General features: G+C 51.7%; 28 protein-coding genes. 10 read left to right on the forward strand and 18 right to left on the reverse strand.

Annotation, left to right across the window (positions count from 1 at the left end; translation table 11 throughout):
• The first annotated feature begins 21 nt into the window (after window positions 1–21).
• Both LGT44_RS01975 and LGT44_RS01980 read left to right on the forward strand, forming a co-directional pair.
• Window positions 22–1,572: a methyl-accepting chemotaxis protein gene (locus LGT44_RS01975; protein WP_230330565.1), complete on the forward strand. Its 1,551-nt coding sequence runs from the start codon at window positions 22–24 to the stop codon at window positions 1,570–1,572.
• Window positions 1,573–1,612: 40 nt separating this feature from the next.
• On the forward strand, window positions 1,613–2,530 hold the full coding sequence (locus tag LGT44_RS01980; RefSeq protein WP_230330564.1) for a LysR family transcriptional regulator: 918 nt from the start codon (window positions 1,613–1,615) through the stop codon (window positions 2,528–2,530).
• A 205-nt stretch (window positions 2,531–2,735) separates the two neighbouring features.
• On the opposite strand, the gene LGT44_RS01985 is transcribed toward LGT44_RS01980, so the two are convergent.
• Both LGT44_RS01985 and LGT44_RS01990 read right to left on the reverse strand, forming a co-directional pair.
• Entirely contained in the window at window positions 2,736–4,226 is a 1,491-nt protein-coding gene (locus LGT44_RS01985; protein ID WP_230330563.1) for an ATP-binding protein, read from the reverse strand.
• A gap of 86 nt (window positions 4,227–4,312) precedes the next feature.
• Window positions 4,313–5,053 (reverse strand): response regulator, encoded by a 741-nt coding sequence (locus tag LGT44_RS01990; RefSeq protein WP_145465758.1) that lies wholly within the window; start codon window positions 5,051–5,053, stop codon window positions 4,313–4,315.
• 396 nt (window positions 5,054–5,449) lie between these two features.
• Between LGT44_RS01990 and nrdA the strand changes: the two genes are divergently transcribed.
• From nrdA to LGT44_RS02020, 6 genes are all read left to right on the forward strand, one after another.
• Window positions 5,450–7,732 carry a class 1a ribonucleoside-diphosphate reductase subunit alpha gene (nrdA, locus tag LGT44_RS01995; protein ID WP_145465759.1) on the forward strand — a complete coding sequence of 761 codons (2,283 nt, stop codon included), beginning with the start codon at window positions 5,450–5,452 and terminating at the stop codon, window positions 7,730–7,732.
• 56 nt (window positions 7,733–7,788) lie between these two features.
• Window positions 7,789–8,919 (forward strand): class Ia ribonucleoside-diphosphate reductase subunit beta, encoded by a 1,131-nt coding sequence (gene nrdB / locus LGT44_RS02000; protein ID WP_230330562.1) that lies wholly within the window; start codon window positions 7,789–7,791, stop codon window positions 8,917–8,919.
• A 20-nt stretch (window positions 8,920–8,939) separates the two neighbouring features.
• Window positions 8,940–9,380, forward strand: a complete 441-nt coding sequence (gene yfaE, locus LGT44_RS20080) for a class I ribonucleotide reductase maintenance protein YfaE (protein WP_328296332.1) — start codon at window positions 8,940–8,942, stop codon at window positions 9,378–9,380.
• Window positions 9,381–9,477: 97 nt separating this feature from the next.
• Complete coding sequence (locus LGT44_RS02010; RefSeq protein ID WP_145465761.1) at window positions 9,478–9,756, forward strand: hypothetical protein; 279 nt, start codon at window positions 9,478–9,480, stop codon at window positions 9,754–9,756.
• A gap of 71 nt (window positions 9,757–9,827) precedes the next feature.
• Window positions 9,828–10,301: a thioredoxin-dependent thiol peroxidase gene (bcp, locus tag LGT44_RS02015; protein WP_145465762.1), complete on the forward strand. Its 474-nt coding sequence runs from the start codon at window positions 9,828–9,830 to the stop codon at window positions 10,299–10,301.
• A 48-nt stretch (window positions 10,302–10,349) separates the two neighbouring features.
• Window positions 10,350–11,273: a hypothetical protein gene (locus LGT44_RS02020; protein ID WP_230330561.1), complete on the forward strand. Its 924-nt coding sequence runs from the start codon at window positions 10,350–10,352 to the stop codon at window positions 11,271–11,273.
• Here the strand turns inward: LGT44_RS02020 and LGT44_RS02025 are convergent.
• The gene (locus LGT44_RS02025; RefSeq protein WP_230330560.1) at window positions 11,270–12,295 is read right to left on the reverse strand and encodes an AraC family transcriptional regulator; all 1,026 of its coding nucleotides are present in this window, start codon (window positions 12,293–12,295) and stop codon (window positions 11,270–11,272) included. The genes LGT44_RS02020 and LGT44_RS02025 overlap by 4 nt on opposite strands.
• 116 nt (window positions 12,296–12,411) lie before the next feature.
• Between LGT44_RS02025 and LGT44_RS02030 the strand changes: the two genes are divergently transcribed.
• Window positions 12,412–12,888: an Mpo1 family 2-hydroxy fatty acid dioxygenase gene (locus tag LGT44_RS02030; protein WP_230330559.1), complete on the forward strand. Its 477-nt coding sequence runs from the start codon at window positions 12,412–12,414 to the stop codon at window positions 12,886–12,888.
• Window positions 12,889–13,056: 168 nt separating this feature from the next.
• Window positions 13,057–13,431 carry an MAPEG family protein gene (locus LGT44_RS02035; protein ID WP_230330558.1) on the forward strand — a complete coding sequence of 125 codons (375 nt, stop codon included), beginning with the start codon at window positions 13,057–13,059 and terminating at the stop codon, window positions 13,429–13,431.
• Here the strand turns inward: LGT44_RS02035 and LGT44_RS02040 are convergent.
• The 15 genes from LGT44_RS02040 to flhF all read right to left on the reverse strand — a co-directional run bounded on the left by LGT44_RS02040 (window position 13,428) and on the right by flhF (window position 26,020).
• Window positions 13,428–13,688, reverse strand: a complete 261-nt coding sequence (locus tag LGT44_RS02040; RefSeq protein WP_225693534.1) for a hypothetical protein — start codon at window positions 13,686–13,688, stop codon at window positions 13,428–13,430. The two genes, LGT44_RS02035 and LGT44_RS02040, sit on opposite strands and share 4 nt — an antisense overlap.
• A gap of 219 nt (window positions 13,689–13,907) precedes the next feature.
• Window positions 13,908–14,291 (reverse strand): DUF2802 domain-containing protein, encoded by a 384-nt coding sequence (locus LGT44_RS02045; RefSeq protein WP_145465768.1) that lies wholly within the window; start codon window positions 14,289–14,291, stop codon window positions 13,908–13,910.
• A gap of 9 nt (window positions 14,292–14,300) precedes the next feature.
• Window positions 14,301–14,783 carry a chemotaxis protein CheW gene (locus LGT44_RS02050; RefSeq protein ID WP_145465769.1) on the reverse strand — a complete coding sequence of 161 codons (483 nt, stop codon included), beginning with the start codon at window positions 14,781–14,783 and terminating at the stop codon, window positions 14,301–14,303.
• A 177-nt stretch (window positions 14,784–14,960) separates the two neighbouring features.
• Window positions 14,961–15,815, reverse strand: coding sequence for a chemotaxis protein CheW (locus tag LGT44_RS02055; RefSeq protein WP_230330557.1), 855 nt, complete (start codon window positions 15,813–15,815; stop codon window positions 14,961–14,963).
• Window positions 15,808–16,161, reverse strand: a complete 354-nt coding sequence (locus LGT44_RS02060; RefSeq protein ID WP_225693530.1) for a hypothetical protein — start codon at window positions 16,159–16,161, stop codon at window positions 15,808–15,810. Before LGT44_RS02060 ends, LGT44_RS02055 begins: the two co-directional genes overlap by 8 nt.
• Window positions 16,154–16,936 carry a ParA family protein gene (locus LGT44_RS02065; protein ID WP_145466729.1) on the reverse strand — a complete coding sequence of 261 codons (783 nt, stop codon included), beginning with the start codon at window positions 16,934–16,936 and terminating at the stop codon, window positions 16,154–16,156. The genes LGT44_RS02060 and LGT44_RS02065 overlap by 8 nt, the downstream gene beginning before the upstream one ends.
• 90 nt (window positions 16,937–17,026) lie before the next feature.
• A complete protein-coding gene (locus LGT44_RS02070; RefSeq protein WP_145465772.1) occupies window positions 17,027–17,719 on the reverse strand; it encodes an OmpA family protein in 693 nt (230 codons plus the stop codon).
• Window positions 17,716–18,456, reverse strand: coding sequence for a motility protein A (locus LGT44_RS20085; RefSeq protein ID WP_230330556.1), 741 nt, complete (start codon window positions 18,454–18,456; stop codon window positions 17,716–17,718). The genes LGT44_RS02070 and LGT44_RS20085 overlap by 4 nt, the downstream gene beginning before the upstream one ends.
• The gene (locus tag LGT44_RS02080; protein WP_145465774.1) at window positions 18,456–19,475 is read right to left on the reverse strand and encodes a protein-glutamate methylesterase/protein-glutamine glutaminase; all 1,020 of its coding nucleotides are present in this window, start codon (window positions 19,473–19,475) and stop codon (window positions 18,456–18,458) included. Before LGT44_RS02080 ends, LGT44_RS20085 begins: the two co-directional genes overlap by 1 nt.
• A gap of 31 nt (window positions 19,476–19,506) precedes the next feature.
• Window positions 19,507–21,744, reverse strand: coding sequence for a chemotaxis protein CheA (locus tag LGT44_RS02085; protein ID WP_230330555.1), 2,238 nt, complete (start codon window positions 21,742–21,744; stop codon window positions 19,507–19,509).
• Between the two features lie 12 nt (window positions 21,745–21,756).
• Window positions 21,757–22,563 (reverse strand): protein phosphatase CheZ, encoded by an 807-nt coding sequence (locus LGT44_RS02090; RefSeq protein ID WP_230333516.1) that lies wholly within the window; start codon window positions 22,561–22,563, stop codon window positions 21,757–21,759.
• A complete protein-coding gene (cheY, locus tag LGT44_RS02095) occupies window positions 22,550–22,924 on the reverse strand; it encodes a chemotaxis response regulator CheY (protein WP_444875578.1) in 375 nt (124 codons plus the stop codon). The genes LGT44_RS02090 and cheY overlap by 14 nt, the downstream gene beginning before the upstream one ends.
• Window positions 22,925–23,059: 135 nt before the next feature.
• Window positions 23,060–23,791: an RNA polymerase sigma factor FliA gene (locus LGT44_RS02100; protein WP_186435726.1), complete on the reverse strand. Its 732-nt coding sequence runs from the start codon at window positions 23,789–23,791 to the stop codon at window positions 23,060–23,062.
• Between the two features lie 3 nt (window positions 23,792–23,794).
• A complete protein-coding gene (locus tag LGT44_RS02105; protein ID WP_145465777.1) occupies window positions 23,795–24,613 on the reverse strand; it encodes a MinD/ParA family protein in 819 nt (272 codons plus the stop codon).
• 6 nt (window positions 24,614–24,619) lie between these two features.
• A complete protein-coding gene (gene flhF, locus LGT44_RS02110; RefSeq protein WP_145465778.1) occupies window positions 24,620–26,020 on the reverse strand; it encodes a flagellar biosynthesis protein FlhF in 1,401 nt (466 codons plus the stop codon).
• Window positions 26,021–26,031 lie beyond the last annotated feature (11 nt).

Consider the following 26,031-nt stretch of genomic DNA (forward strand, 5'->3'; position numbering starts at 1 on the left):
CATAACAGCCTTGATAACAAAATGCGTAATAACCAACCGGTAACCCAACGTGAAGTAACTTTGTCCGCCGATAACCATCTGGTGTCGTCCACAAATCTCAAAGGGGTTATCACACACTGTAATGACCACTTCATCCGCATCAGTGGTTTCACCAAAGAAGAACTGAACGGCAGTCCGCACAATCTGGTCCGCCATCCTGATATGCCCACCGCCGCGTTTGCCGATTTGTGGAATACCGTAAAAGCCGGACAACACTGGATGGGCCTCGTTAAAAACCGCACCAAAAACGGTGATCACTACTGGGTCGATGCTTACGTCACACCTCTGTACGAAGGCGATAAGATTGTCGGCTATGAATCCGTGCGCATTGCTCCCAGCCGCGAGCAGATCAGTCGTGCTGAAAAAGCCTATAAACTGCTGAACAGTGGTAAGAATCCGCTGCAACGCTGGGGAGCTCTGCGGGCCATGCTGCCTCAGGCACTGCCCTGGCTGATTGCCGCAGGTGCTGCGTTGTACTGGTCTGATAATCTGATACTGCAGGGTATCGTTGGCCTGAGCGCCGCCTTCAGCCTGTTCCGTCAGTATCAACAGGAAGAAGCCTTCACCCGCTATGGTCAGGATGTTATCAACAATCGCCTGATGGCCTGGATTTACACCGGCCGTGACGATGCTCATGGCCAGCTGGCGTTTGCCCAGCATGCCATGCGCCGCCGCCTGCAGACCGTATTGGTGCGCATTGCCGACAACACCAGCTCACTGGTCAGCGCCACCAGCAATACCCTTAATCTGTCACAAAACACACTGGAGCGCGTCCGCCGTCAGCACAGCTATACCCAACAGGTCGAACAGGTCAGTACCGACATTCAGCACACCGCATTACAACTCAATGAAAACAATCAGCAGTCACAACAGGCCAGTCAGCAGGCCGTTGGTAATGCCACTTCCGGTGAGAATGACATCAAAGTAATGATGACTCAGACCGAAGCCCTGCAGGTTGAACTTAAAGGTACGGCCGAAGCCATCAGCCGGCTGGCAAGCGAAACTCAGGGCGTTGACCGCTTTCTGCAGGCTATCAGCGATATTGCCGAGCAGACCAATTTGCTTGCCCTGAACGCCGCCATCGAGGCCGCACGCGCCGGGGAACAAGGGCGCGGGTTTGCAGTAGTCGCTGATGAAGTACGCAATCTGGCACAACGCACTCAGGAATCCGCTGCCGAAATTCAGCTGATCGTAACCGGACTGAATGAGCACAGCGGTCAGGCTGTGGAGGCTATGAACAAGGGGCAGCATTCGACCGAGCAGACTCTGGAGCGGGCCCGTCAGGTGAATGGCGTCTTCTCCACCATCCGCCATGAGCTCAGTGAAATTCAGGCTATGACCAATGCTAATTCACGCTCAGCTTCCGAGCAGAACCTGGCGGCCGATCAGATCCGTGATCATCTGACACAACTGGAGAGTCTGGCTCAGGAAGCCGAGCAGCTGGCCGGCAGTATGAACAGCGAGTGCGAGCAACTGGCACAATTGATGGATGAGCAGAATCGCATCATTCAGCGCTTTCAACAAAGCCTATGAAAAGCTAACATTCAGAACTCAATGTCTATGAATTTCATTCATGCTCGATATCAAACATCTGCGCACCCTCGCCGCCCTGCGTGATGGCGGCACTCTGGTGGAAGCCGCCAGACGTATGCACCTGACCCAGTCTGCGCTCTCCCATCAGTTAAAAGATCTGGAAGAGCGCCTGGGCGTGTCGTTGTTTCTGCGTAAAACCAAACCTTTGCGCTTTACCCGCGCCGGGCTGGAGTTATTACAGCTGGCAGACGACGTACTGCCATTACTGCGTCAGTCTGAGCGCAATCTGCAGAAAATGGCCGGAGGGCATAGTGGCCGCCTGCATATGGTAATCGAGTGCCACAGCTGCTTTGACTGGCTGATGCCAGCCATCAACAGCTTCCGTGATCACTGGCCTGAGGTTGAGATTGACCTCAGCACCAGTTTTCACTTCGAGCCCATCCCCGCCTTAATCCGCGGGGACGTAGATCTGGTGGTAACGTCCGATCCGGGACCGCATAACGAAATTTATTATCAGCCATTATTCCGCTATCAGTCGGTTCTTGCCGTCGCCAATCAGCATCCACTGGCTCAGCAAGACTGCATACAGCCTGCCGACCTCAGCAGCGAAACCCTGATTCACTATCCGGTCGACCGCAACCGGCTGGATGTGTTTGAACACTTTCTGTCACCCAGCGGCATTGAGCCACGGGCGACCCGCCAAACCGAGTTAACGCTGATGATGGTGCAGCTGGTTGCCAGCGGACGGGGTGTCGCCTGCCTGCCAAACTGGGCGCTGCAGCCCTATATTGATGCCAATCTGGTTGCTGCCCGGCCTTTGGGCAAAGAAGGGGTATGGCCAACACTGTATGCGGCTGTGCGTAAAGATCAGCAAGACAGTGCCTATATTCAGGATTTCTTCCAGCAAGCGCTGGAGACCTGTTTCCGCCACTTACCGGGAATTCTTCCGGTCAGCTAAAGGCCTGTCGCGGCCATTTCCCCGAATTTCAGGCAAAAAAAAGGGCTCTGAAAGAGCCCAAAAAAGCGAATAATTTCGCTACATTCTCACCACGTCTCCTAGGGATACGCGGGACATATAATGATCCTGCCATGCTTTTCAGTCTGTAGTGTAAAAGTGTCTTTGTGTAACGCTTTGTATACAATTTTGATATAAGGCCATCACGTTATTCGTGATGACGGCGCGGCCAGATCAGACTGAATTTTGCACCGCCAAGCGCCTCGCTGCGGCTGACCATTGCCCGCCCACCATGCCAATACGCAATACGGCGAACAATCGATAATCCCAGACCATAGCCACCGGAGCTGCGGGTACGGCTGTCATCCAGGCGGGCAAAGGCTGTGAATACCCGATCCCAATCCTCTTCCGGAATACCGGGGCCATCATCTTCCACATCAACCCGGCAGGTATCCGTTCCAATGGTACAGCTGACCCGGACACGGGAACTGGCGTAGCGCCCGGCATTACCCACCAGATTCTGAATGGCACGATGAATATAGCGCGGCTCCACCTCGGCATAGTGGGCATTCTCCGGCGAAGCGCCGGCATAGCTGACACTGACGTGGGCCGGTGGACGCGCTTCTTCAACCACCTGCACCGCCACATCGGCCACATTAACCTTCTGGAAGTCGAGCAGCGGCCCACCTTCCTCCAGGCGCGCGTACGTCAGGATCTCATCAATAAGCTCATCCAGCTCCTGAATATCCGAATCCATGCCAGTCAGCTGCTTACTGACGTAAGCATCATCGACACTGTCTTCAATAATCTGTAAGCCAAAACGGATACGGGCTACCGGGGTACGTAATTCGTGGGATACGGCACGCACCATCTCGCGCTGAATAGAAATCAGGCGCTGGATGTGCTCTGCCATTTTATTAAACGCCTGACCGAGGCGACTGACCGGGTCGGTACCAGAAATTGCTACCCGTGCACTCAGGTGCCCCTGCGCCAGACGACTGGTAGCCTGCTCCAGCTTACGCAAGCGGATCTCAAATGAGTTCACAACCCAATAAACCCCAAGACCCAGCAACATGATACCGATGGCTGTAATGACGAAGATAGCCTGCCAGGAGTAGGGGTTGAACGCATCAATAGGCCCGAGCCGCAACGCCCGTGGCTGACCTGGCAGCTTCGCCAGCGCTTCAGCCTGCTGACCTTCAATGGAAATCCTAACCAGCACATCGCCGTACTGCATCCGGGCAAAATCGGAATCTGACAGGAAAAGTTTGTCGATATCCACCACCGACAACGGAAAACCAAAGCGCGGCTGCATACGTTTGATAAAGGCTTCGATGCTCTCTCCGGAACGCTGCCAGTCTTCGAGTAACAGATAGGCCGAGGCCTGCGCCTGAACCTCTGTCACCGTACTGAGCTGCACATCGAGTAATTCAGACTCAGACATCTGATACAGCAGACGTGCTGTTCGTCCTTCATTGGTGGTATCAACCAGCAACTGCCCGCGGGCCAGACGGTTCTGCTGATATTCGTCCACCGGGCCTTCAGCCAATGGCAATATCCGGATATCAGCATCAAAACGTGCGGATAACTCAGATAAAGCACCTGGATCCTGACGCAGCCGCTGGGCAAGCAGCGCAACACTGCCGCCCACCATGTCTTCATTGAATTGCGCGCTGCGCACAAAGTTAACGAGCTGCAAAGCGACCGTGCAGATGATTCCCACCATCAACAAAGCGCCCAGCAGCCCTGAATAAACCCGGATAAAAATGACGATGTCTCCTGACGTCAGATTTCTTTAACGAACAGGTAGCCTTTACTGCGTACGGTTTTGATACGCTTGGGGTTCATCGGATCATCGCCCACCTTAGGACGGATACGTGACACCCTTACGTCAATGGAACGATCCTGACCGTCATATTCAATACCCCGTAACTGATGGAAAATTTCTTCCCGGGTCAGTACACGTCCGGCACTGCTGCTCAATAACCACAGCAGATCAAATTCGGCACTGGTCAGATCAATGCTCTTGCCTTCGAGCCAGGCTTCACGCATGGCGTTATCGACAACCAGATTGCCAAAGGTCAGACGGTTATCAGAACCGCCTTCAACAACCTGCTCTTCCGGTACCTCCTTAACCCGGCGCAATAAGGCGCGGATACGGGCCAGTAAGACACGCGGACGAACCGGTTTGGCAACATAATCATCTGCCCCCATTTCCAGCCCCAGTACCTGATCGAGATCTTCGGTACGGGCGGTCAGCATCAGAATCGGGCCTTTGTAGTAAGGACGGACAATACGGCATACCGCCAGGCCATCTTCACCCGGCAACATCAGATCCAGGACAACAAGGTCAGGCTGCTCCGTTTTAATACGTTCAATTGCACGGCTGCCGTCACCTTCAACCGCGACTTTCAGACCGTTACTTTCCAGATAATCCTTGGTAAGAGTCGCCAGACGTTCGTCATCTTCAACGATGAGAATGCGCCAGTTTTCTTCAAGGCTTTGACCATTTTCTTGCTTCAACATGGTTCCTTACCATTCCTTAAACAGGTTCGTACCCCGGAACATTGCCACAGGCATCTGATATTAACTCTAGACCGAGTTACGCTTTGTTGCATAGTAACCAATCTATTCATTATTTGGTAAAAATCAGAGGGCATAACGACTTAGAAAAAACAGCCACATCCTGTCCACCAACTACACACAAGTTATCCACATGGCAAAACCGATAACCCACTATATCTTGGGGTTGAATTCATAGGTATACCGCATTATCTTGTGGATCGACTTAAAAATATGTCGGTAACTCAGTTACTTACACCGGCACCTACAGACTATCAGGCCAGCCGTCAAGCGTTTTACGGAACCCATACCGATCAAGGACAGATGGAGTAGTTTCCCTTGGATACAGGCACAGAAGAGATGAACAGCGAGCTAAAAGTCACCAAACGTGACGGCACCCAGGAACCTTTAAATCTGGATAAAATCCACAAAGTAGTCACCTGGGCTGCCGAGGGTCTTGATAACGTATCTGTGTCTGAAGTGGAGCTTAAGGCCCACCTGCAGTTTTTCGACGGCATCCAGACGTCTGAGATTCATGAAACCCTGATCAAAGCCGCCGCCGATCTGATTTCTGAAGAAACACCCGATTATCAGTACCTGGCCGCGCGCCTGAATATTTTCCATCTGCGCAAAAAAGCCTACGGCCGTTTTGAGCCACCGGCCCTGCTTGATCATGTGAAGCGCATGGTTGAGTCCGAGCGTTATGACCGCCATCTGCTCGAAGATTACACCGCTGAAGAAATCACAGCGATGGACGCCTTTATTGATCACAGCCGCGACCTGACCTTCAGCTATGCCGCGGTTAAGCAGCTGGAAGGCAAATATCTGGTACAGAACCGTGTGACCGGCGAAGTCTATGAAAGCGCTCAGTTCCTGTATGTGCTGATCGCCGCCTGCCTGTTTGCCGGCTACGACAAAGAGCGTCGCCTGGAATACATTCGTCGTTTCTACGATGCGGTATCTACATTCAAACTGTCACTGCCAACGCCAATCATGGCCGGTGTCCGTACTCCGACCCGTCAGTTCAGTTCCTGCGTACTGATCGAAGCCGGCGACAGCCTGGATTCCATCAACGCCACCGCCAGTGCCATTGTTAAGTATGTTTCCCAGCGTGCCGGTATTGGCATCAATGGCGGCCGCATCCGTGCACTCGGTAGCCCGATCCGCGGTGGTGAAGCTTTCCACACCGGTTGTATCCCGTTCTACAAACACTTCCAGACCGCCGTTAAATCCTGCTCACAGGGCGGTGTGCGCGGTGGTGCCGCTACCCTGTTCTACCCGATCTGGCACTACGAAGTTGAAAACCTGCTGGTTCTGAAAAACAACCGCGGTGTTGAAGAAAACCGTGTACGTCACCTCGACTACGGCGTACAGATCAACAAGCTGATGTACGAGCGTCTGATCAAGAACGGCAATATCACGCTGTTCTCACCATCCGATGTTCCGGGCCTGTATGACGCCTTCTTCGAAGATCAGGAACTGTTTGAGCAACTCTACGTTAAATACGAGCAGCAGGACGGTATCCGTAAGAAAACCCTGAAAGCGGTCGACCTGTTCTCCAGCATGATGCAGGAACGCGCCAGCACCGGCCGTATCTACATTCAGAACGTTGACCACTGTAATACCCACAGCCCGTTCAATCCGAAACTGGCTCCGGTGCGTCAGTCCAACCTGTGTCTGGAAATTGCGCTGCCAACCAAGCCGCTGAAAGACGTGAACGATGATTCCGGTGAAATCGCGCTCTGTACTCTGGCCGCATTTAACCTCGGCACACTGAACAATCTGGATGAGCTGGAAGAACTGGCTGATCTGATCGTGCGTGCCCTCGACAGCCTGCTGAGCTATCAGGACTACCCGGTCCCGGCCGCCAAACGCGCCAGCCTGAGCCGCCGCACCCTGGGTGTGGGCGTGATCAACTATGCCTACTATCTGGCGAAAAACGGTGTGAAATATTCCGACGGCAGTGCCAACGGCCTGACCCACCGCGCTTTTGAAGCCATGCAGTACTGGTTGCTGAAAGCATCCAACAATCTGGCCAAAGAACAGGGTGCCTGTGAAGCGTTCAGCGACACTACCTATGCTCAGGGCATTCTGCCGATCGACAGCTACAAGAAAGAAGTCGACAAGTTCTGTGAAGAACCACTGCAGTACGACTGGGAAGCCCTGCGCAAAGATATTCTGGCCCACGGCCTGCGTAACTCCACGCTGTCTGCCCTGATGCCATCTGAAACATCCTCGCAGATCAGCAACGCGACCAACGGTATTGAACCGCCGCGCGGATATATCAGCGTGAAGCAGAGCAAAGATGGTATCCTCAAGCAGGTTGTTCCTGAGTTTGAACGCCTGAAGAAAAACTACGAGTTGTTATGGCAGATTCCGAACAACAATGGCTATCTGCAGCTGGTCGGTATCATGCAGAAATTCGTCGACCAGGCGATCTCCGCTAACACAAACTACGACCCGTCACGTTTTGACGGTGGTAAGGTACCGATGCAACAGCTGCTGAAAGACCTGCTGACCGCGTACAAAAACGGCCTTAAGACGCTCTATTACCATAACACCCGCGATGGTATGGAAGATCCGCAGAAAGACGCTGTGATCGAAGAAGACGATGACTGCGCAGGCGGCGCGTGTAAGATTTAATTATTTCAGACCTGTCGCAGCCACCTCTCGGTGGCTGCTTTGAGAAAGAACCCCGTATGGCCTATACCACATTTAACCGCAACGAATTTGATACCTTTTCCCAGCCCATGTTCTTTGGCGAACAGGTCAACGTGGCGCGCTACGATCAGCAAAAACACAAGATTTTTGAAAATCTGATCGAAAAACAACTGTCTTTCTTCTGGCGTCCGGAAGAGGTCGACCTGACCAACGACCGCAAGGATTTCCTTGATCTGCCGGAACACGAGAAGCATATTTTCGTCAGCAACCTGAAGTATCAGACGCTGCTGGATTCCGTTCAGGGCCGTTCACCGAACATTGCCCTGTTGCCGGTTGTTTCTCTGCCGGAGCTGGAAACCTGGATTGAGACCTGGTCATTCAGCGAAACCATTCACAGCCGTTCGTACACTCATATCGTGCGTAACATCGTGCCAAACCCGGCGCAGATTTTTGACGATATCACCCGTAACGAGCACATCACCCGCCGTGCTATCTCGGTTACCGAGTACTACGACAGCTTTATCAATCTGAGCAATTACTACATCCAGCTGGGTGAGGGTACGCATCAGGTAAATGGCGAAACCATTGAAGTTACGCTGCACGAGCTGAAGCGCCGCATGTATCTGATGATGGTGTCAGTAAACGTACTTGAAGCCATCCGTTTTTACGTCAGCTTTGCCTGCTCTTTTGCCTTCGCCGAACGCGCCAAAATGGAAGGCAACGCCAAGATCATCAAGCTGATTGCCCGTGATGAAGCCCTGCACCTGACCGGCACTCAGCACATTCTGCAGATCATGGCCAAAGGTAAAGACGATCCAGAATTTGCCACCATCGCCGAAGAATGCCGCGATGACGTTGTACGCATTTTCAGCGAAGCCGCACAGCAGGAAAAAGAGTGGGCCGAATATCTGTTCAAAGACGGTTCCATGATCGGTCTGAACAAAGACATTCTGTGTCAGTACGTTGAGTACATCACCAATCAGCGTATTGCTGCTCTGGGTTTTGATCCTGTTTTCCCGCCGCGCAACAACCCACTGCCGTGGATCAACGCCTGGCTGAACAGCGATAACGTTCAGGTAGCACCGCAGGAAGCTGAAATCAGCTCTTATCTGGTAGGCGCCATCGACAGTGAAGTGGATACCGCCGATCTGGGTGATTTTGACCTCTGATGTCTGCTGCTTTGAAAAAAATGCCTGACACCCCGGACAATGATTTCGAACTGACCGGGGACAATCAGCCCGACAGCAATTTCGAACTCGAAGCCCTGCAACCTGAAGCTGAGCAAGCAGCTCCGCTTCAGGCTGAGCTGTTTCTGCCGGAAAGCAATCCGGAGCAACCGGAAACCAGCCCGCAGATCGAATTCGATGGCATGCAAAAGCCACTGTTCAATGTATTGCTGGACGATGGCCGTGAAGTTCACTTCCAGCATGCAGCCACCCTGCTGGAGTCACTCGAAGCTCAGGACGTTGCCGTACATTATCAGTGCCGCGAAGGTTACTGTGGCAGTTGTCGTGTGCAGCTGCTGGAGGGCGATGTCCACTATGCAGAAGAGCCTATGGCCTGGCTTAACGAGGGCGATATTCTGCCCTGCTGCTGCATTCCTAAAAGCAATATCAAAATTAAGCTGTAAAACCTCCCTGTCCTGCGCTGAATCAACATTTTTGCCGCACGCCTCCCCTACTATCAGGTGGCAGTTATAACAATACGCAAGGTCAAGGAGTTCAGCGATGGCTTACATCTGTATTACCCCCAATGTTGCAATGGTACGCATGAATGCCGGCGATCATCTGGAAGAGATGCCCGGCGATTTTTACATCAATCTGGACACTCTGGTTGAAGCCCGGATGCGCAAAGTGCGTAAAGAACACGAAGGGGATTTCTGCTCTGACGTTCTGCTGGTACTGCAAAATAAAACCCATGAGTTTATTTTCCGTAACAGCCCAGCCGGCAATAAAGCCCGTGAAACACTGGAAAAGTACCTGTCCGAACGCAGTATTAATTGTTGAAGTGAAATCAACGTGGCTTGATTTATCAGGCCGCTGCGGTAGCCTTGGTGCTTTTGCACCGAGGCATAAACATGAGTCTGAATTTCCCCCCACTGGAGCAATCTGCTCCCGACTTTACCACCCCTGATCAAAACGGTAATAACGTTACGCTGAGTGCACTGAAAGGCAAAAACGTTGTACTGTACTTTTACCCGAAAGCCATGACCCCCGGCTGCACCGTTCAGGCCTGCGGCATCCGCGACACACGCAGCGAATACGAAGCACTGAATACTGTAGTACTCGGCATCAGCCCGGATGCTCCTTCACGCCTGCAGAAATTCATCGATAAATACGATCTGAATTTTGATCTGCTGTCGGATGAAGACCACAGCATTGCTGAACAATATGGCGTCTGGGGCCTGAAAAAATTTATGGGCAAAGAGTTTATGGGCATCCACCGCGTAACCTTTATTATTGATGCCACCGGGAAACTCCGGCATGTGATGGCTAAGGTCAAAACCAAAACCCATCATGATGATGTGATTAATATTCTGAAAACGCTCTGACGCCTGAAAAAGCCTCAATTCCTGTCCCGGGCGGCCGATACAGGCTGTATGAAAATCCCTGAATTTTTTCTGCTGATCAGCAGTATTCTTTCTGCCGCACCGGCCCTCGCCGGGGCCGGCCATTATGCCGGCTGCTCCGGCGGTTTTGTGCATGCGCCTTATGCCGGAATTCCTGCCCTGCAGGATGAAGGGGATCAGTATGCCGCTGTCGAATGCCACCTCCTGCCACAACCAGCCCAGCATGGGCGACACTGGCTGCCAGCGCTGCCACAACTGGAATGGACTCAGGGTCTGCGCACTGAAATGTCACGCAGCAAAGGCTATAGCGAATTCAGCGACTGGCGCATCAGCCTTCCCCTGTACCAGATCGATATGATGACGGTCGCCTTCAGCGCACAGCAGCAAAAACTGCAGCAATTACACCAGCTGCAGCAACCACTGATCATTTCTGATCAGTCCTACCAGCAGGGACAGGCTCTGCTGCTGAACAGTACGACAAAACAGTGGGGACTGGAGCTGGATACCCGCCGCAGCGGCAGCCCGATAAGCTCAACCGGGCTGGAACACATACAACAATGGCAACCACTCAGCGTCCGTCTGCAGAACAGTAACCTTGAGACCTTAATACCAGCACAGTTTGATTACTGGCAACTGAACATTAAACACCAGCCATTACTGCCTGGCTTGCGGGGGATCTGGGCATTCAGTCTCGGGCACGGTCAGGTATATGACGATGGTAACGCGGCATTACTGGATGAATCAGCGCTGGCCAATGATTTTATCAGCCTGAAACTACTGCTCGGCAGTGTATGGCGAGTGCGCATTACGCCCAATCTGCACTGGCAGAACAGCCTGTCCACCGAAAGCCAGAACTTCCTGTTTGTCAGCCGCCGTGATGACGACAGCCTGCGTATTGAAGATATTAACCTGCTCAGTTACCGCTTTTTCAGCGGCATCGAATGGCGGTTTTAGGAGGTGGAGGATTTATGCTGCTGGCGGTACTCCAGAGGGGCCACGCCTTCCCAGCGTTTAAAAGCCCGCGTAAAGGTACTGCTTTCTGAAAAGCCAAGTTGCTCGCTGATCTGAGTCAGAGGCAGACTGGTTGTGGTTAACAGAATCAGAGCCCGCCGCTGACGTTCTGCATCCAACAACTGCTGAAAGCTTGTCTGATCATCCTGCAATTTACGCTGCAAAGTCCGGCCGCTCATATGCAGACGCTGGGCCAGCTGATCACGATCAACCGATAAATCCATGCTGTTACGCAGAAAGTGCTGAACCAGCCCGGCAGTATCGGGTTGTTGCAGCAGAGCCAACTGCTCTTCCAGCATCTGCTCATGCATTGCCGCCAGCTTTTCATCACCTAATGCCAGGGGTTCTGCCATAATTTCCGGCGCAAATACCAAGGCGTTCCGCGATGCCTCAAACTGCAAGGAGGCGGCAAAGATACGTTGGTAATTATCCAGATTTTCCGGCTGTTTATGCATAAACTCTGCACGCTGCAGAGCAACCGGTTTACAGGCCAGCCAACTGGCAAAACTGCGTAATAAAACCAGAACGGCATCTACCTGATGACGGCTGAAATTATCGGCCTGAGGTTCGTAGCAAATCGCAGCTTCCTGCTCATTGAGTTGCAGAAAATAACGCCCGCCATCACTCAGAAGCCGGGTGTAACGGACAGACTTTTCGAACGCTGAACCAAGATCCGGACTGTGCATCAGTGTCAGGGCAAACAGCTGAAAATGTGCCGGTTTAACCAGTTCTCCCATCAGCAAACCAAAATCTTCAGCCGGACACAACGCTTCCGCTGCACGCCATATTTTTAAGGTTTGTTGCAGAGATACCCGGGCGTAGGAAGTATTCAGTAACTCATGGCTGATGCCGGCCGCCTGCAGCAACGGGGCAGCAGCAATGCCCTGCAGTTCCGCGCCCTGCAGTAAGGCTTTTATCCAGAGAACAGATACTGTTTTTTCCGCGTTATTGTATGGTGTATTCATTAACTGACTTCTGCGGTTAAACCCGGTGTCCTGCGGGGACAATTTTTAATACCGGCATTTGCGCTACATTATGAGCATCTGACAACCGATAACAATAAAACAAAGAGAACTCCGCTATGAATAAAAAAACAGCCGATCAATGGTTTGAAGAGTATGGTGCCAGCCACCAGAACCCACTGAACAAACTGATTCATTGGATCTGTGTCCCGCTTATTTTTATTGTCATCATGGGGTTGCTGTGGGAAATACCGGTACCGGCAACCTTCACGCAAGTACCCTACCTGAACTGGGCCACCCTGTCAGCCATTGTTGTAGTGGGGTTTTATGTACGAATGTCATTCAGCCTGTCGGTCGGCCTGACCGCTTTTACCATTGCAACCTATGCTCTTATTGCCTGGTTTGAGCAACTGAATCTGGCACCACTCTGGGCCGTCTGCGCTGGCAGCTTTGTTGTATTGTGGATTCTTCAGTTTATTGGGCACTACATTGAAGGGAAAAAGCCGTCATTCTTTAAAGACATTCAGTTTCTGCTGATTGGCCCTGCATGGCTGATGGGATTTATCTATCGCAAACTGGGCATTCCGTACTCCTGATCACATTATGGCGGTACTCAGTACCGCCATTTTCACTGCGACTCCCCCTGTGCGGATAATGCTGACGCTATTTCGGCACACTCCAACCTCGTGCAACCTCCGCTAACAAGCTAAAAATGCAGCGCAGCTTTTACAAGCTCTCTATTTCATCTGAATACAGGAAAGACTATGACTATCGGATATTGGTGCGTCCTGATCGCCGCTTTATTGCCTTATGTATTTACCGGGCTGGCCAAAGCTGGCGGACGTCGTTACAACAATTACTCGCCACGCGAGTTTCTGGAGAAGCAGGAAGGTTATCGCAAACGCGCACACTGGGTGCAACTCAACAGCTTTGAAGCATTTCCGGCATTTGCCGCAGCGGTAATTATTGCTCACCTGAGCGGTGGTAATCAGGAATGGATTGATATGCTGGCTATGGCTTTTATCGCGATCCGGGTGCTGTATGGCGTGTTATACCTCAGCAATCATGCAACCCTGCGCTCTCTGGTCTGGACGGCGGGCATTGGCTGCACCGTTGCCCTGTTTGTCAGCGGTGTTTAAACCGTCATCATATGTCCATTGCGTTTGTAGCAATAAGCTGAATTGCAGTAGATAACAATTTGCCGGCCTTTATCTGACGTCTGGATAATATAAAGGTCGGTAAATTCCGGCGTTTTCTCCATAAAAGTAGCATTACGGATCAGGCTGGCGTGGGCATCCTGCATATGATTGTTCTGTGCTGGCAGTTCTGCAGCAGGCAGATACAAACCCAGCAAAGTAAATAATCCGATAATCATGAGGTGCAGTGAAGGTTTCATAGCCCAACTCCTGACAACATACTTAAACCAAGTATAGGAAGAGGGAGGGAGCCGACATGGATTGTTTTGTTATAAAGAGTTACCTGCAGACAGGCTTGTTACTTCACACAGAAGATCCCTGCGCTGCATCGGCGGAACCATCACAGCCTGTTCAATACGGCCGGCACCGGAGGCATAAAAAAACAGGCACAAGGCCTGTTTTTTCAATCAATCAGTATTTTAATGCGCTGTCTGCCGTTTCAGCGAAACAATCAGCTCCGCTTCTCCCCGCGCGACGCCACAACTGTCAACCAGATCGCTGGCTGTTGCTCCGAGTCCAACCAGGCGTGATGCCTGCAAAAAGGTAGCCTCGTCTGTTGTAGGCAAAACTACCTTGCGTTCAGCCTGCTGCAGGCGTCCATCCATCTGTTTGAGCTTTCGCCCCATACCAATGGTGCTTTTGCTCATCGCCTGATGTGCCTGTTGTAAGCTGCCAACCGCCTGATCCAGCCGGCTGGCATCCTGATTTTGCTGCCGTTTAAGCGACCACATAAAAGCGCCGACCAATAACAGCAAACCCATATTACCTATCAATAACCAGTGCATCAGTGACAGAGACGCCATGACAGACTCCTATAAACCCTGGATTTCTGTCCACTCCTCGTCGGTCATCAGTTTCTCCAGATCCACCAGAATAAGCAGTTCATCATTTTTATGACAAACCCCCTGGATGAATTTGGCGCTTTCCTCATTGCCGACGTTCGGGGTGGTTTCAATTTCTGACTGACGCAGATACACCACTTCAGCCACCGCATCGACGAGGATACCAACCACCTGACCTTCCGCTTCGATAATAACGATACGCGTCTGATCAGTGGTGTCAGCTGTTGGCAGGCCAAAACGGAGTCGGGTATCGATCACCGTTACAACGTTGCCACGCAGGTTAATAATGCCAAGTACATACGGGGGAGCACCTGGAACCGGTGCAATCTCGCTGTAACGCAAGACTTCCTGCACCTGCATCACATTGATTCCGTACGTCTCGTTTTCCAGACGGAAGGTTACCCATTGTAAGACGGGATCTTCCGCACCTTTATTTCCGGCAATCGCTGACATAAAACATCCTCGCTAAGAAAGGCCGATGCCTGACTGTGTCAAAAAACATGACGAACCTTTCTTAACTATAGAACAGAGCACAAAGTGTACCAGTTAAAACAGGGAATTTTTTCCGGGGCTAAAAGCTGTAATCCATTGAACAGAAAGGATATTGCAACGCTGAAATACCGGAGGGCTTTACGCCTGACGCGCAACCCGGCGATTTTCTTCCAGCAGTTTTAATAACCCCGGTACATCCAGTAAAGCACACATTTCAGAGATCACCGTTCCTGCAAGCCACGGGCGTTTACTGCCATCCCCACGCCATTTAATGGAATCGTGTACCAAGGTTACGGTATCGCAGATTTCCTGACACGCCAGCGCCCAGGGCGAGCGGTCCAGCTGAATAAAAAAGCTGTAGCCGTCGTCATTCAGACTGATACGTCTCTCAGGCATGATCAGTTGAGCACTGTCGATGATAGTAAGCTTGGCCTTATCGCCCTGCCAGACGCCCAGCGACCAGCTGGCCTGGCCAAACAGCGGCGTCACCTTGTCTGTTACGTTATGCACACCGCCAAGCAGTGGCAACGGAATGGCGAGCTTAAGACCAGCGACTTTAAAAATAAGACAATCAATCCCCTGGCTGGATTGCCAGTTTAATGAGAGCGTTTGCATCGCCTCGTTAGTCAATTCATTGACGTCATGAGCCCTGCTACTGATTTCATCCTGGATATCTGACGGAGTTTCGACATCCGTTTCGGTAGTAAATTCCGGCATTGGTTGCTGCGGTATAACCTCAGCAAAGGCGTCACGCGCAGGACTCACCGTGCGTGACGCTGTCTTTACCTCTGCTGGCGAAGAAGGCAGCTCTTCGCTGATGGCGACAGAAGGCGTTTCTGCAACAGGTTCAGCCACCTGAAGACTGGCAGATCCGGATTTAACCGTAGTAACAGGAGTCACTTCCGTGGCACTGACCAGGAGCTGATCAAGATAGTCCTGCAAGACAAAGTCGACCTGATTTACCAGATCTGTCTTAGAGTTAGCATCAGCCATTAAGCACGGTCTCCGCAGCAACGGGCAGACACGCCGCTAACATACAGCGACGCAGCGATGATTCCGGTAAATGGCGTATCAACCCCAGTGCAGTCAACAGCTGGGTGCGCTGAGCTGCTTTACCTCCCTCACCTAACGGACGTAAGAGCACAGGGGCATAGCCACTTTGTAACGTGCTGCTGGCCAATGCTTCCTGCAGATGATGAGGACTGACGGCAGAACGCAGTAAGTCATCCCAGTTCACTCCCTGACCTGCTACTTCGCCATCAGCGGCTAACAGATGATCAAAGTAGTCGTCCAGCGGATGGCTGACATTGGCCGGTAACGGTGGAATATAACTAGCCACGACCCGGGTCCGCCACATCCAGTTCACTCAACAGGTGACGATATGCCCGCACCCCACGGCCCTGCTCATCCATCTGATGTGGAAACACACCTTCATGACTGGCATCACGCAGACGGGTATCCACCGGAATTGCCTCCTGCCACAGTGAATCCTGATACAGACGGCGCATTTCTTTCAGCGTGGTCACAGAGGCAAGCGTCCGGCGATCAAATAACGTCGGTACGATCATAAAAGGCAGATTACGGTTCTGCGAGCGCATCACCATTTTCAGGGTATGGATCATTCTTTCCAGACCTTTCATTGCAAGATGCTCTGTCTGGGTAGGAATCACCAGACGCTGACAGGCAGCCAGCGCATTGACCAGCAGCACGCCAAGAATGGGTGGCGTATCCAGTAAGGCGTAATCGTATTCATCCCACAACTGAGCGAGCGACCGTGCCAGAACCAATCCCATACCATCCTGCCCACTGACCTGACGTTCAAGTGTGGCCAGCGATGTCGTCGCAGGCAGCAAAGATACATTGGGAAGACTGGTGGGTTTGATGACGGTCTGAATAAAAGCTTTGTCTTTGTAGCGTTGCTCAAAAAACAGATGATAAAGACTGCGTTCCAGATTATCGGGATTCTGCCGGAAGTAACTCGTCAGGGAACCATGAGGATCAAGGTCCACCAACAATACGCGTTTTCCCTGTTCAGCCAACAGACCTCCCAGAGCAACCACGCTGGTTGTTTTGCCAACCCCACCCTTTTGATTTGCTATCGACCAGATCCGCACTAGTTTCACCCTGTTCTCTGTGAGCACATGACCCGCAAGGGTCACTAAAAGTACTTTTTGCTGTAAAACATTGATTAAGCAAAAAGTATGTCAATTCTTTGCAGCAGGACGGGACCAGGGTGCAGCTTCGCTCGTTTGCGTCATAAAAATCACAACACGACGATTCTCTGCCCGTGCTTCTTCGGTATTTTCAGTATTCAACGGGTGGTAGTACGAAAGCCCCATAGCGGCCATACGCTGCGGTGCTACGCCATACAACACCAGATTCTGTACCACCGATGCTGCCCGTAACGCTGAAATTTCCCAGTTGGTAATGCCTTTTGCCGGTGTATCGTCCGAATGCCCCTGAACATTGATTGGAAACGGAAAATCCTTCAGTTCAGCGGCAATAGCCTGCATCAGCGGCAAAGCTTCGTCACGGATACGTGTTTCACCACGGGCAAATAAAAGATCGGCATTCAACGATACGGTAATCCAGTCTTTGTCCCCTTCTATTCTTATATCGTCCGATTCCGGAATAAATTGAGCAACCTGACGGATATCCGCCAATAAAGGTAATAATCCATTGCCCTTTTCCAGGGGCGTGGAAAGCGTTGGCGGAGTGACGGGCTCGGGGGGAAGTACCGTAGAAAAGACACCTTCAAGCTCGCTGCGGATTGCTGAGCCCTGCTCATCATCAATCAGTTGCACCGCATACAACATGATAAAAAAGACGCACAGCAGCGTCATATAGTCGGCATAAGAAACCAGCCAGCGATGCGGATCAGGACCATGCCGTCTCACAACACAATTCCCTGCATGCGATAACGCAGCGCCATCGGGTTAACCCCATTTCTTAATGCCACAACACCTAACATCAATGCTTCATAATACCGGCTGCGGATAGCCAGACGCTGACGCAACGTGCTGCTCAGGGGAATAACAATAAGATTCGCACTGGCAACGCCATAAAACGTTGCCACAAAAGCGGTGGCGATTCCTGCGGCAAGAGCTTCCGGCTGTTTGATACTCGACAAAACCTGCATCAAACCCAGTACCGCGCCGACAATTCCCAGAGTGGGTAAATAACCGGCAAAATTATCCAGTACAGACAATAAGTCCTGATCACGTTCTTCCTGGCTTTTCAGCTCCAGATGGAGTGCAGACTGCATGGCTTCAACATCATTACCGTCAGCCAGTAATAGCAACGCTTTACGGAAAACAGGGTCGGTTTCTGACCCTGCTACTTTTTCCAGAGCCAAAGGGCCATCACGGCGCAGAGCATTGCCGCTGACTGTTAACTTACTGATGAGTACATCAAAGGAGTATTGAGGCGGAGCAATCAGCCAAAACAGCAATTCACCCAAAGGGCGGTATTGGCTTACGGGAAGTTGGGCAAGAGTGGCCAGAATACCGCCACCAAAAACAATCAGAGCTGCCGGAGGATTCCACAACGCTGTGAGGTTTCCTCCTTCAAGGGAAAAGCCGGTTAATACTGCAATAACTGCCAGTAAAACAGTGACTAACGCCCAGCGATCCACTAGCCGACCTCTTCAACCAGCCTCGGTCCGATATCTTTAAGGGGTAATATATCGTCACTCAACCCTTCCTTGATAACGGCCAGCGGCATGCCAAAAATAACGCAGCTTTCCTCATCCTGGGCCCAGACAGTTGCCCCACCTTGCTTCAGCAGGCGGGCACCTTCACGACCGTCAGCTCCCATTCCGGTAAGGACAATCGCCAGTGTTTTATTACCGTAATGTTTAGCTGCTGAAGCAAACGCAATGTCAACGCTCGGGCGGTAGTTGACCCTTTCGTCGCTTTCCCGGATATGAATAACACCGCCGGCACGCCGATCCACCATCAGCTGCATACCACCAGGAGCAACATAAACATGACCTGCTTCAATTTTATCGCCATCAGCCGCTTCTTTAACAATCAGGGGACTGAGAGAATTCAAACGCTCAGCAAAAGCTTTGGTAAAAGATCCCGGCATATGCTGCACAATAATAATCGGTGTTTTGAAACTGCCGGGGATATTTTTAAACAATGTCTGCAGAGCTGCAGGCCCGCCGGTTGATGTGCCGATAACAACCAGCTCCGTCTGAGTCAGACGCCCGCGCACCGCAGGCCGGACAGCCTGAACCGTTGTCACTTTAGTCTGGCTACGTGCAACGGCAGCAATTTTATCGGTCAGCGCCCGCTTAATCTGAACTGCATCTTTAGCAATCTGATCAAAATTCTTGGGCAAAAAATCTAATGCACCAGCATCCAGAGCATCCAGCGTAACCCGTGCGCCTTCGAACGTAAGTGAAGAAAACATCAAAACAGGTACCGGACGCCGCTGCATGATATTACGCACCGCGGTAATGCCATCCATGACCGGCATTTCATAATCCATGGTAATAACATCAGGCTTCAGAGATTCATTCATCTCAATGGCTTCAAGGCCATTAGATGCGACCCCGACAACTTCCATACGGCCGTCTGCATTAATGATGTCAGTTACACGGCGGCGAAAAAATCCGGAATCATCGACGACCAGAACACGGATACTCATGAAATCAACTCTTCCTTAGTCGTTGTAGACTTTATGCTGCGCTGGAATGCCGGGATGATGCATAGCGGGTAAGCATACTCGGTATATCCAGAATAAGTGCAATCCGACCGTCACCTGTAATCGTTGCTCCCGCCATACCTGCTGTACCGTGCAACATTTTACCCAAAGGCTTAATAACAACCTCTTCCTGGCCAATCAGCTGGTCAACTACAAAACCGACACGTTTCGTACCCACCGAAACGACAACAACATGCGCTGTTTCATCGGCTTTGGCATAGGCTTCACCTTTAATAAGCCAGCGTTTCAGATGAAATAACGGTATTGGTTTTTCGCGTACAACCACCACTTCCTGGCCATCAACAATATTTGTTTTAGTCAGATCGAGGTGGAAAATTTCGTTGACGCTAACCAGTGGGAAAGCAAAAGCCTGATTTTTCAGCATGACCATTAACGTCGGCATAATAGCCAGAGTCAGTGGTACTTTAATCCGGATTCCTGTACCTACACCGGGACGGGAATCAATGTTAATAGTGCCATTCAGCTGAGAAATTTTTGTTTTAACAACATCCATACCGACACCACGGCCGGATACATCAGATATCTGCTCTTTGGTGGAAAAACCCGGCGCAAAAATCAGGTTAAAGCATTCGTTTTCGGTCAGACGATCAGCGGCATCCTGATCCATAACGCCTTTTTCTACTGCTTTCCGGCGCAGAACATCGGCATCCATACCGCCGCCATCGTCCTGAATAATCAGCAGAATATGGTCCCCTTCCTGCTCTGCAGAAAGAACAACAGTACCGACCCGTGGTTTACCATTTTTTTCACGCACGTCCGGCATTTCCACACCATGATCCACTGCATTTCGCACAAGGTGAACCAATGGATCGGCCAGAGCTTCGACCAGGTTTTTATCCAGATCCGTTTCTTCGCCGCGTAATTCCAGATTAATTTCTTTTTTCAGTTGGCGGGCAAGATCGCGGACAACCCGGGGAAAACGGCCAAATACTTTCTTGATTGGCTGCATCCGGGTTTTCATGACGGATGCCTGTAAATCACCGGTTACCACATCCAGATTAGCGACCGCCTTAGCCATCGACTCATCGGTACTTTTCAGTCCCAAACGAACCAGACGGTTACGAACCAGCACCAACTCGCCAACCATATTCATGATGTCGTCAAGGCGTTTGGTATCCACACGTACCGTTGCTTCTGATGCGGCAGCATCTTTATCCTGACGTTTGCTTTCTTCAACCGCTGCCGGTGCCTTCGCAGCAGCCGGTTTTGCTTCTGTTTTTGGCGCAGACTTAGACTCTGCTTTTGCAGCTGGCTTGGTATCTGCAGCGGGCGTGACCGGAGGTTTTGCAGCTTCTGGTTTTTCCGCAGAGGCTGCAGGTGCGGACTCGGCGCCCGGGGCATTTGAATGCTTGCCTTTGCCATGCAGACGATCAAGTAATTCTTCAAACTCCGAATCACTGATCAGATCATCCCCACCTGCTGCATTAGCAGACGCTGCGACAGGCTCAGCCTCTGTTTTTTCTGGCTCTACAGTTCCCGATGTCTGTGCACCAGCATGCTTACCTTTACCATGAATCTGATCAAGCAGTGCCTCAAATTCATCTTCGGTAATTTCGTCACTATTGTTATCTGTGCTGTCGGAGCCTATATCAAAGAAATCGTCATCTGCTGTTTCTGCCGCAGCTGCATTCGCTTTTTCTTCGTCCAGAGCATCCAGCAGTTGCTCGAATTCATCGTCTGTAATATCACCACTGTCTTCTGCGGGCGCTGTTTCTGCAGGGCCGGACTCGCTGACAGGCTCCTCTGCGACAGAGTCAGTAGCAGCAGGTTCCGGATCGCTGCTCTGAACTTCATCTTCTGATTCAGGTAATGCCAGTTTATGCAGCCGCTCAATGAGTTCCGGGTCTGCTTCTTCAGGCGCAGCACCGGAGCGAACGCTTTCAAACATTTCGTTAACGCTGTCTAACGCCTGGAGTACAACATCCATAAGATCTGAATTGACAGTACGATGGCCGTTGCGCAGCGTATCGAAGACGTTTTCCGCTGCATGGCAGCAGTTCACCAGAGGATTAAGTTGCAGAAATCCAGCCCCACCTTTAACGGTATGAAAACCGCGAAAGATAGCATTCAGCAGGTCTTTATCATGTGGGCGTTGTTCAAGATCGACCAGTTGTTCAGAGAGCAGCTCAAGAATTTCTCCGGCTTCAACCAAAAAATCCTGGAGAATCTCTTCATCAGCATCGAAACTCATCCGTTAGCTCCTTTAAAAACCAAGACTGGACAGTAAGTCATCAACATCATCCTGGCTGGCAACTACGTCTTCACTGGACTTATTAATCTGCGGTCCCTCCGCAGCGATATTGGCGCCTTCCGTCGGCTTTTCAGCCGTTTCAAGATCGGCATGAACTATTCCGGTAATGGAATCGACGTTACCGGCCATCGCAACAAGCTGTACAAGACGGCTTTCCACATCCGTTACCAATGCGGCGACTTTATGAATAACCTGACCGGTTAAATCCTGAAAATCCTGCGCCAGCACGATATCAGATAGCTGTCCCTGCAATCTCTGGGACTGATTCGCACTGTCGATCAGAAACTGATTGATATCTTTGGTTAAAGCACGGAATTCATCCGGCTTTAATTCTTTATTAAGGAAACGTTGCCACTCAGCCGATAATGCACTGGCCCGGTCATGGATGTCGGTTGCCAGTGGCATACCGGCATCGGCCAGGTCCATAGTGCGGTTGGCCGATTTATCTGTCATTTCCAGAACATAGGCCAGCTTATCGCTTGCATTATCGATCTCAGATCCCGCGCCCACCGAGTCGACCCGCAGATTTTTGATCGCTTCATGCAGAGCGCGGGTCAGCCGGCCAATCTCATTGTACAGCGTACGGTCACGAACCTCGTTGAGGTTATTAACCAATGCTACCGCCTTGCTGAGATCACCAAGCTCAAGCTGCCTGAGCATGCTTTCTGCAAGGCTTTTGATTTCAGAGCCGACAGCGCTGTTATCGGTATCCAGATTGATCCCGGCCATCAAGTTGTCTTCCTGGTTAACCTTCGACACGTTCAAAGATCTTATCGATCTTTTCTTTCAGTACCGCAGCAGTAAAAGGTTTCACGACATAGCCGTTAACCCCTGCCTGAGCAGCGGCAACAATCTGGTCGCGTTTGGCTTCCGCTGTCACCATCAGTACCGGCAGACTTTTCAGGCGATCATCGGCTCTCACTTTCTTCAGCAAGTCGAGACCTGTCATGCCAGGCATGTTCCAGTCCGTCACTAAGAAGTCGAAATCACCATTCTGCAACATGGGAAGTGCTGTTGTGCCGTCGTCTGCTTCCTGAGTATTGGTAAACCCCAGATCACGCAACAGATTTTTGACGATTCGTCTCATCGTTGAGAAATCATCAACGATCAGAATTTTCATGTTTTTGTCCAAAACGACCTCCAGTAATCGACTCTCTATATTCCAAGTCGTTCCTAAGGTTTAGTGTAGACACAGTTATCGCTTTATCCAGAAACAAAGCGCTCAGAAAAGATTTTTTTCAATAACAGGAAGGAGTTAGGACAACCAGCCGCCAAGACGGGCACGCAGACGATGAGCTGCCTGACTGTGCAGCTGACTGACCCTTGATTCGCTGACACCCAATACGGCGCCAATTTCTTTCAGGTTCAGTTCCTCGTCGTAGTACAGGGCGAGTACCAGCTGTTCCCTTTCGGGTAAATGACGGATAGCGTCGGCGAGTTGACGCTGAAAGGATTCACGTTCGATACCGTCCAGCGGATTGGGGGACTCTTCTTCAAAGACGTCGAAGCCTGACTCGCTCTTTTCAACAACCTCTTCAAAACTGAACAGCCGGCAGCCGGCGCTGTCTTTCAGGATGGCATGGTATTCATCCTGACTGATGCCCAGAAAACCGGCGACTTCGCTGTCTTCAGCATCACGGCCTTTTTCACTTTCAATCTGTTTAATGGCATCACTGATACGACGGGAATTACGGTGCACCGAGCGTGGTGCCCAGTCTCCTTTACGGATCTCGTCCAGCATCGCGCCACGAATGCGGATACCGGCGTAGGTTTCGAAGCTGGCACCTTTGCCACCATCGTATTTACGCGCGGCTTCCAGCAAGCCAATCATGCCGGCCTGAATAAGGTCATCAAGCTGCACACTGTCAGGCAGACGGCCAATAAGGTGGTGTGCAATGCGCTTTACCAGCGTCGCATGATCACGTACCAGCTGTTCATAATCGTGTTTTTGTACGTCGGAATACACCAGACAACTTCCTACTGACACTCGTTATGCCCCGGCTTCCTGAACCAACCGATCTACAAAAAACTCCAGATGCCCCCGGGGTGTTGAAGGCAGTGGCCATGAATCCACTTTTTTAGCCAGTGCACGGAATGCTGTCGCCGCTTTGGAGCGCGGGTAGGCATCGATCACCGCTTTCTGGCGCTGCACGGCACGCTTAAGCGCATCGTCCTGAGGTATGGCGCCAACATACTGCATAGCCACTTCTAGGAAACGATCTGTCACTTTGGTAAGTTTGGCAAATAAAGCATTTCCTTCCTGTGGTGTGCGGACCATGTTGGCAACAATGCGGAAACGGAACAGCCCATAGTCACGATTCAGAAGTTTGATCTGCGCATAGGCGTCAGTGATTGAGGTTGGCTCATCTGTGACCACCATCAGCACTTCCTGCGCGGCACGGACAAAACTCATCACACTGTCGGAAATTCCGGCCGCGGTATCAATAATCAGCACATCGATATCATCACCGATATCACTGAAGGCCTGAATCAGGCCGGCATGTTCAAGTGCGTTCAGCTGCGATAATTTTTGCGTACCAGAAGATGCCGGCACTACGCGGATACCGCCCGGCCCTTTAACCATTACGTCACGCAGATCACATTCACCCGCCAGAACATTTTCAATGGTTTTATTAGAGCTGATACCCAGCAGAATATCGATATTTGCCAACCCCAGATCCGCGTCAAGAACCACTACTCTGCGCCCCATTTCGGCCAGGGCGATAGCCAAATTGACCGAGACATTGCTCTTGCCGACACCACCTTTACCGCCGGTGACCGCGATGACCTGCACAGGATGCCTTGCCATTAGTCGTTATACTCCGTGTTGAATACTGGAATGCTGAGTGGCGAAGCTCATGGCTTCGGCGGCCTGCCAGCGGGTACGCGCCATGCGCGCCATCTGCTCCGCCAGTTTCACCAGTTTTTCAGCATCCGGATAATGCACATCATCGGGGATGTGCGGTCCATCAGTCACCAGGGTGACCGGCAGCTGGGTCAGCGCCGAGACACTCATGGCAGGCCCAAGGCTGAAACACTCATCCAGCTTGGTAAACACACAACCCGCCAAACCTGCCGCTTTAAAATGTTCATAGTTTTCCTGCAGGCAACGTCCCTGACTGGTCAGAGGTAATACCAGCAGCTTTTTCAGACGCGCTCCGGCCTGTTTAAGCATAGACAATTGCGCAGCAAAATGTGGATCCTGACTTGCCAGTCCGGCGCTATCAACCAACACCAGTTTTTTGTCACGTACACCATCAAGCGCCTTGTTCAGATCACCATTCACCGGCACAACATGCAGGGTTACCCCTAATATGCGGGCAAAGGTCCGCAGCTGATCATGTGCCGCTACGCGGTAATTATCGAGGGTGATCAAAGCCACCGATTCCGCTCCGTGGCGGATCACAAACTGTGCAGCCAGCTTGCCGATGGTGGTCGTTTTTCCCGCCCCGGTCGGGCCAACCAGTGCATAAATACCACCGCGATCAAGCAATCCATTCGGGGCTACCGGCAAGTCTGAAGCAATCAGCTTCAATGCTTTTTTCCAGGCGTCTTCGAGCGGTACATCGCCATCGATGCGACTGGCTACACGATCCGCCCAGGCCGCCTCCAGCCCGACATCCTGACAGCGCTGCCACAATTGCGACTGCTGCCAGGTCAGTGGCCGGTGAGTATCCCAGGCACTGCCCTGATGGCTGACCATCCAGTCTTTCAGCTCACGTAACTCTCCGCTCATTTGCTGAATAACGTTGTTGTACCACTCGCCTTCCTGATCCGCGCGGCGACGCAACATGCTGTCTTCAGTGGCGTCGCGGCCGTTATCCGGGCCGGTTTTGCCCGAACCTGCCGGGGCGGCGCGACTGAAATCATCATTTTTCAGGCCACTCAATACCGCCGACAGCGATTCTGTGCTGGAAAGATCACTCTTTCCGGCAAACGCCATACGTTCTTCATAGCGCTCATCACGTTTTTTCAGCGCTGGCTGTGGTTCACGGGATGCCGCTTTCGCCTCTTCCAGCTCCTGCTGCAGGCGCAGCTGGCGTTCGATTTCCGCCCGTTCCTGCTCATGGCCCGGCTGATAGTCCAGAGCGGCGACCACTTCAAATCCGTCCGCTACTTTCTTGCTCGACAGAATGACCGCATCCGCTCCCAGCTCCTGGGAGACCAGACGCAGTGCCAGCTGCATATTGGCTGCGGTGAAGCGTTTAACTTTCATAGTCAGCACTC

Origin of the sequence: Thalassolituus alkanivorans (assembly GCF_020447205.1) — a bacterium.
In the GTDB taxonomy this organism is placed as follows: domain Bacteria; phylum Pseudomonadota; class Gammaproteobacteria; order Pseudomonadales; family Oceanobacteraceae; genus Venatoribacter; species Venatoribacter alkanivorans.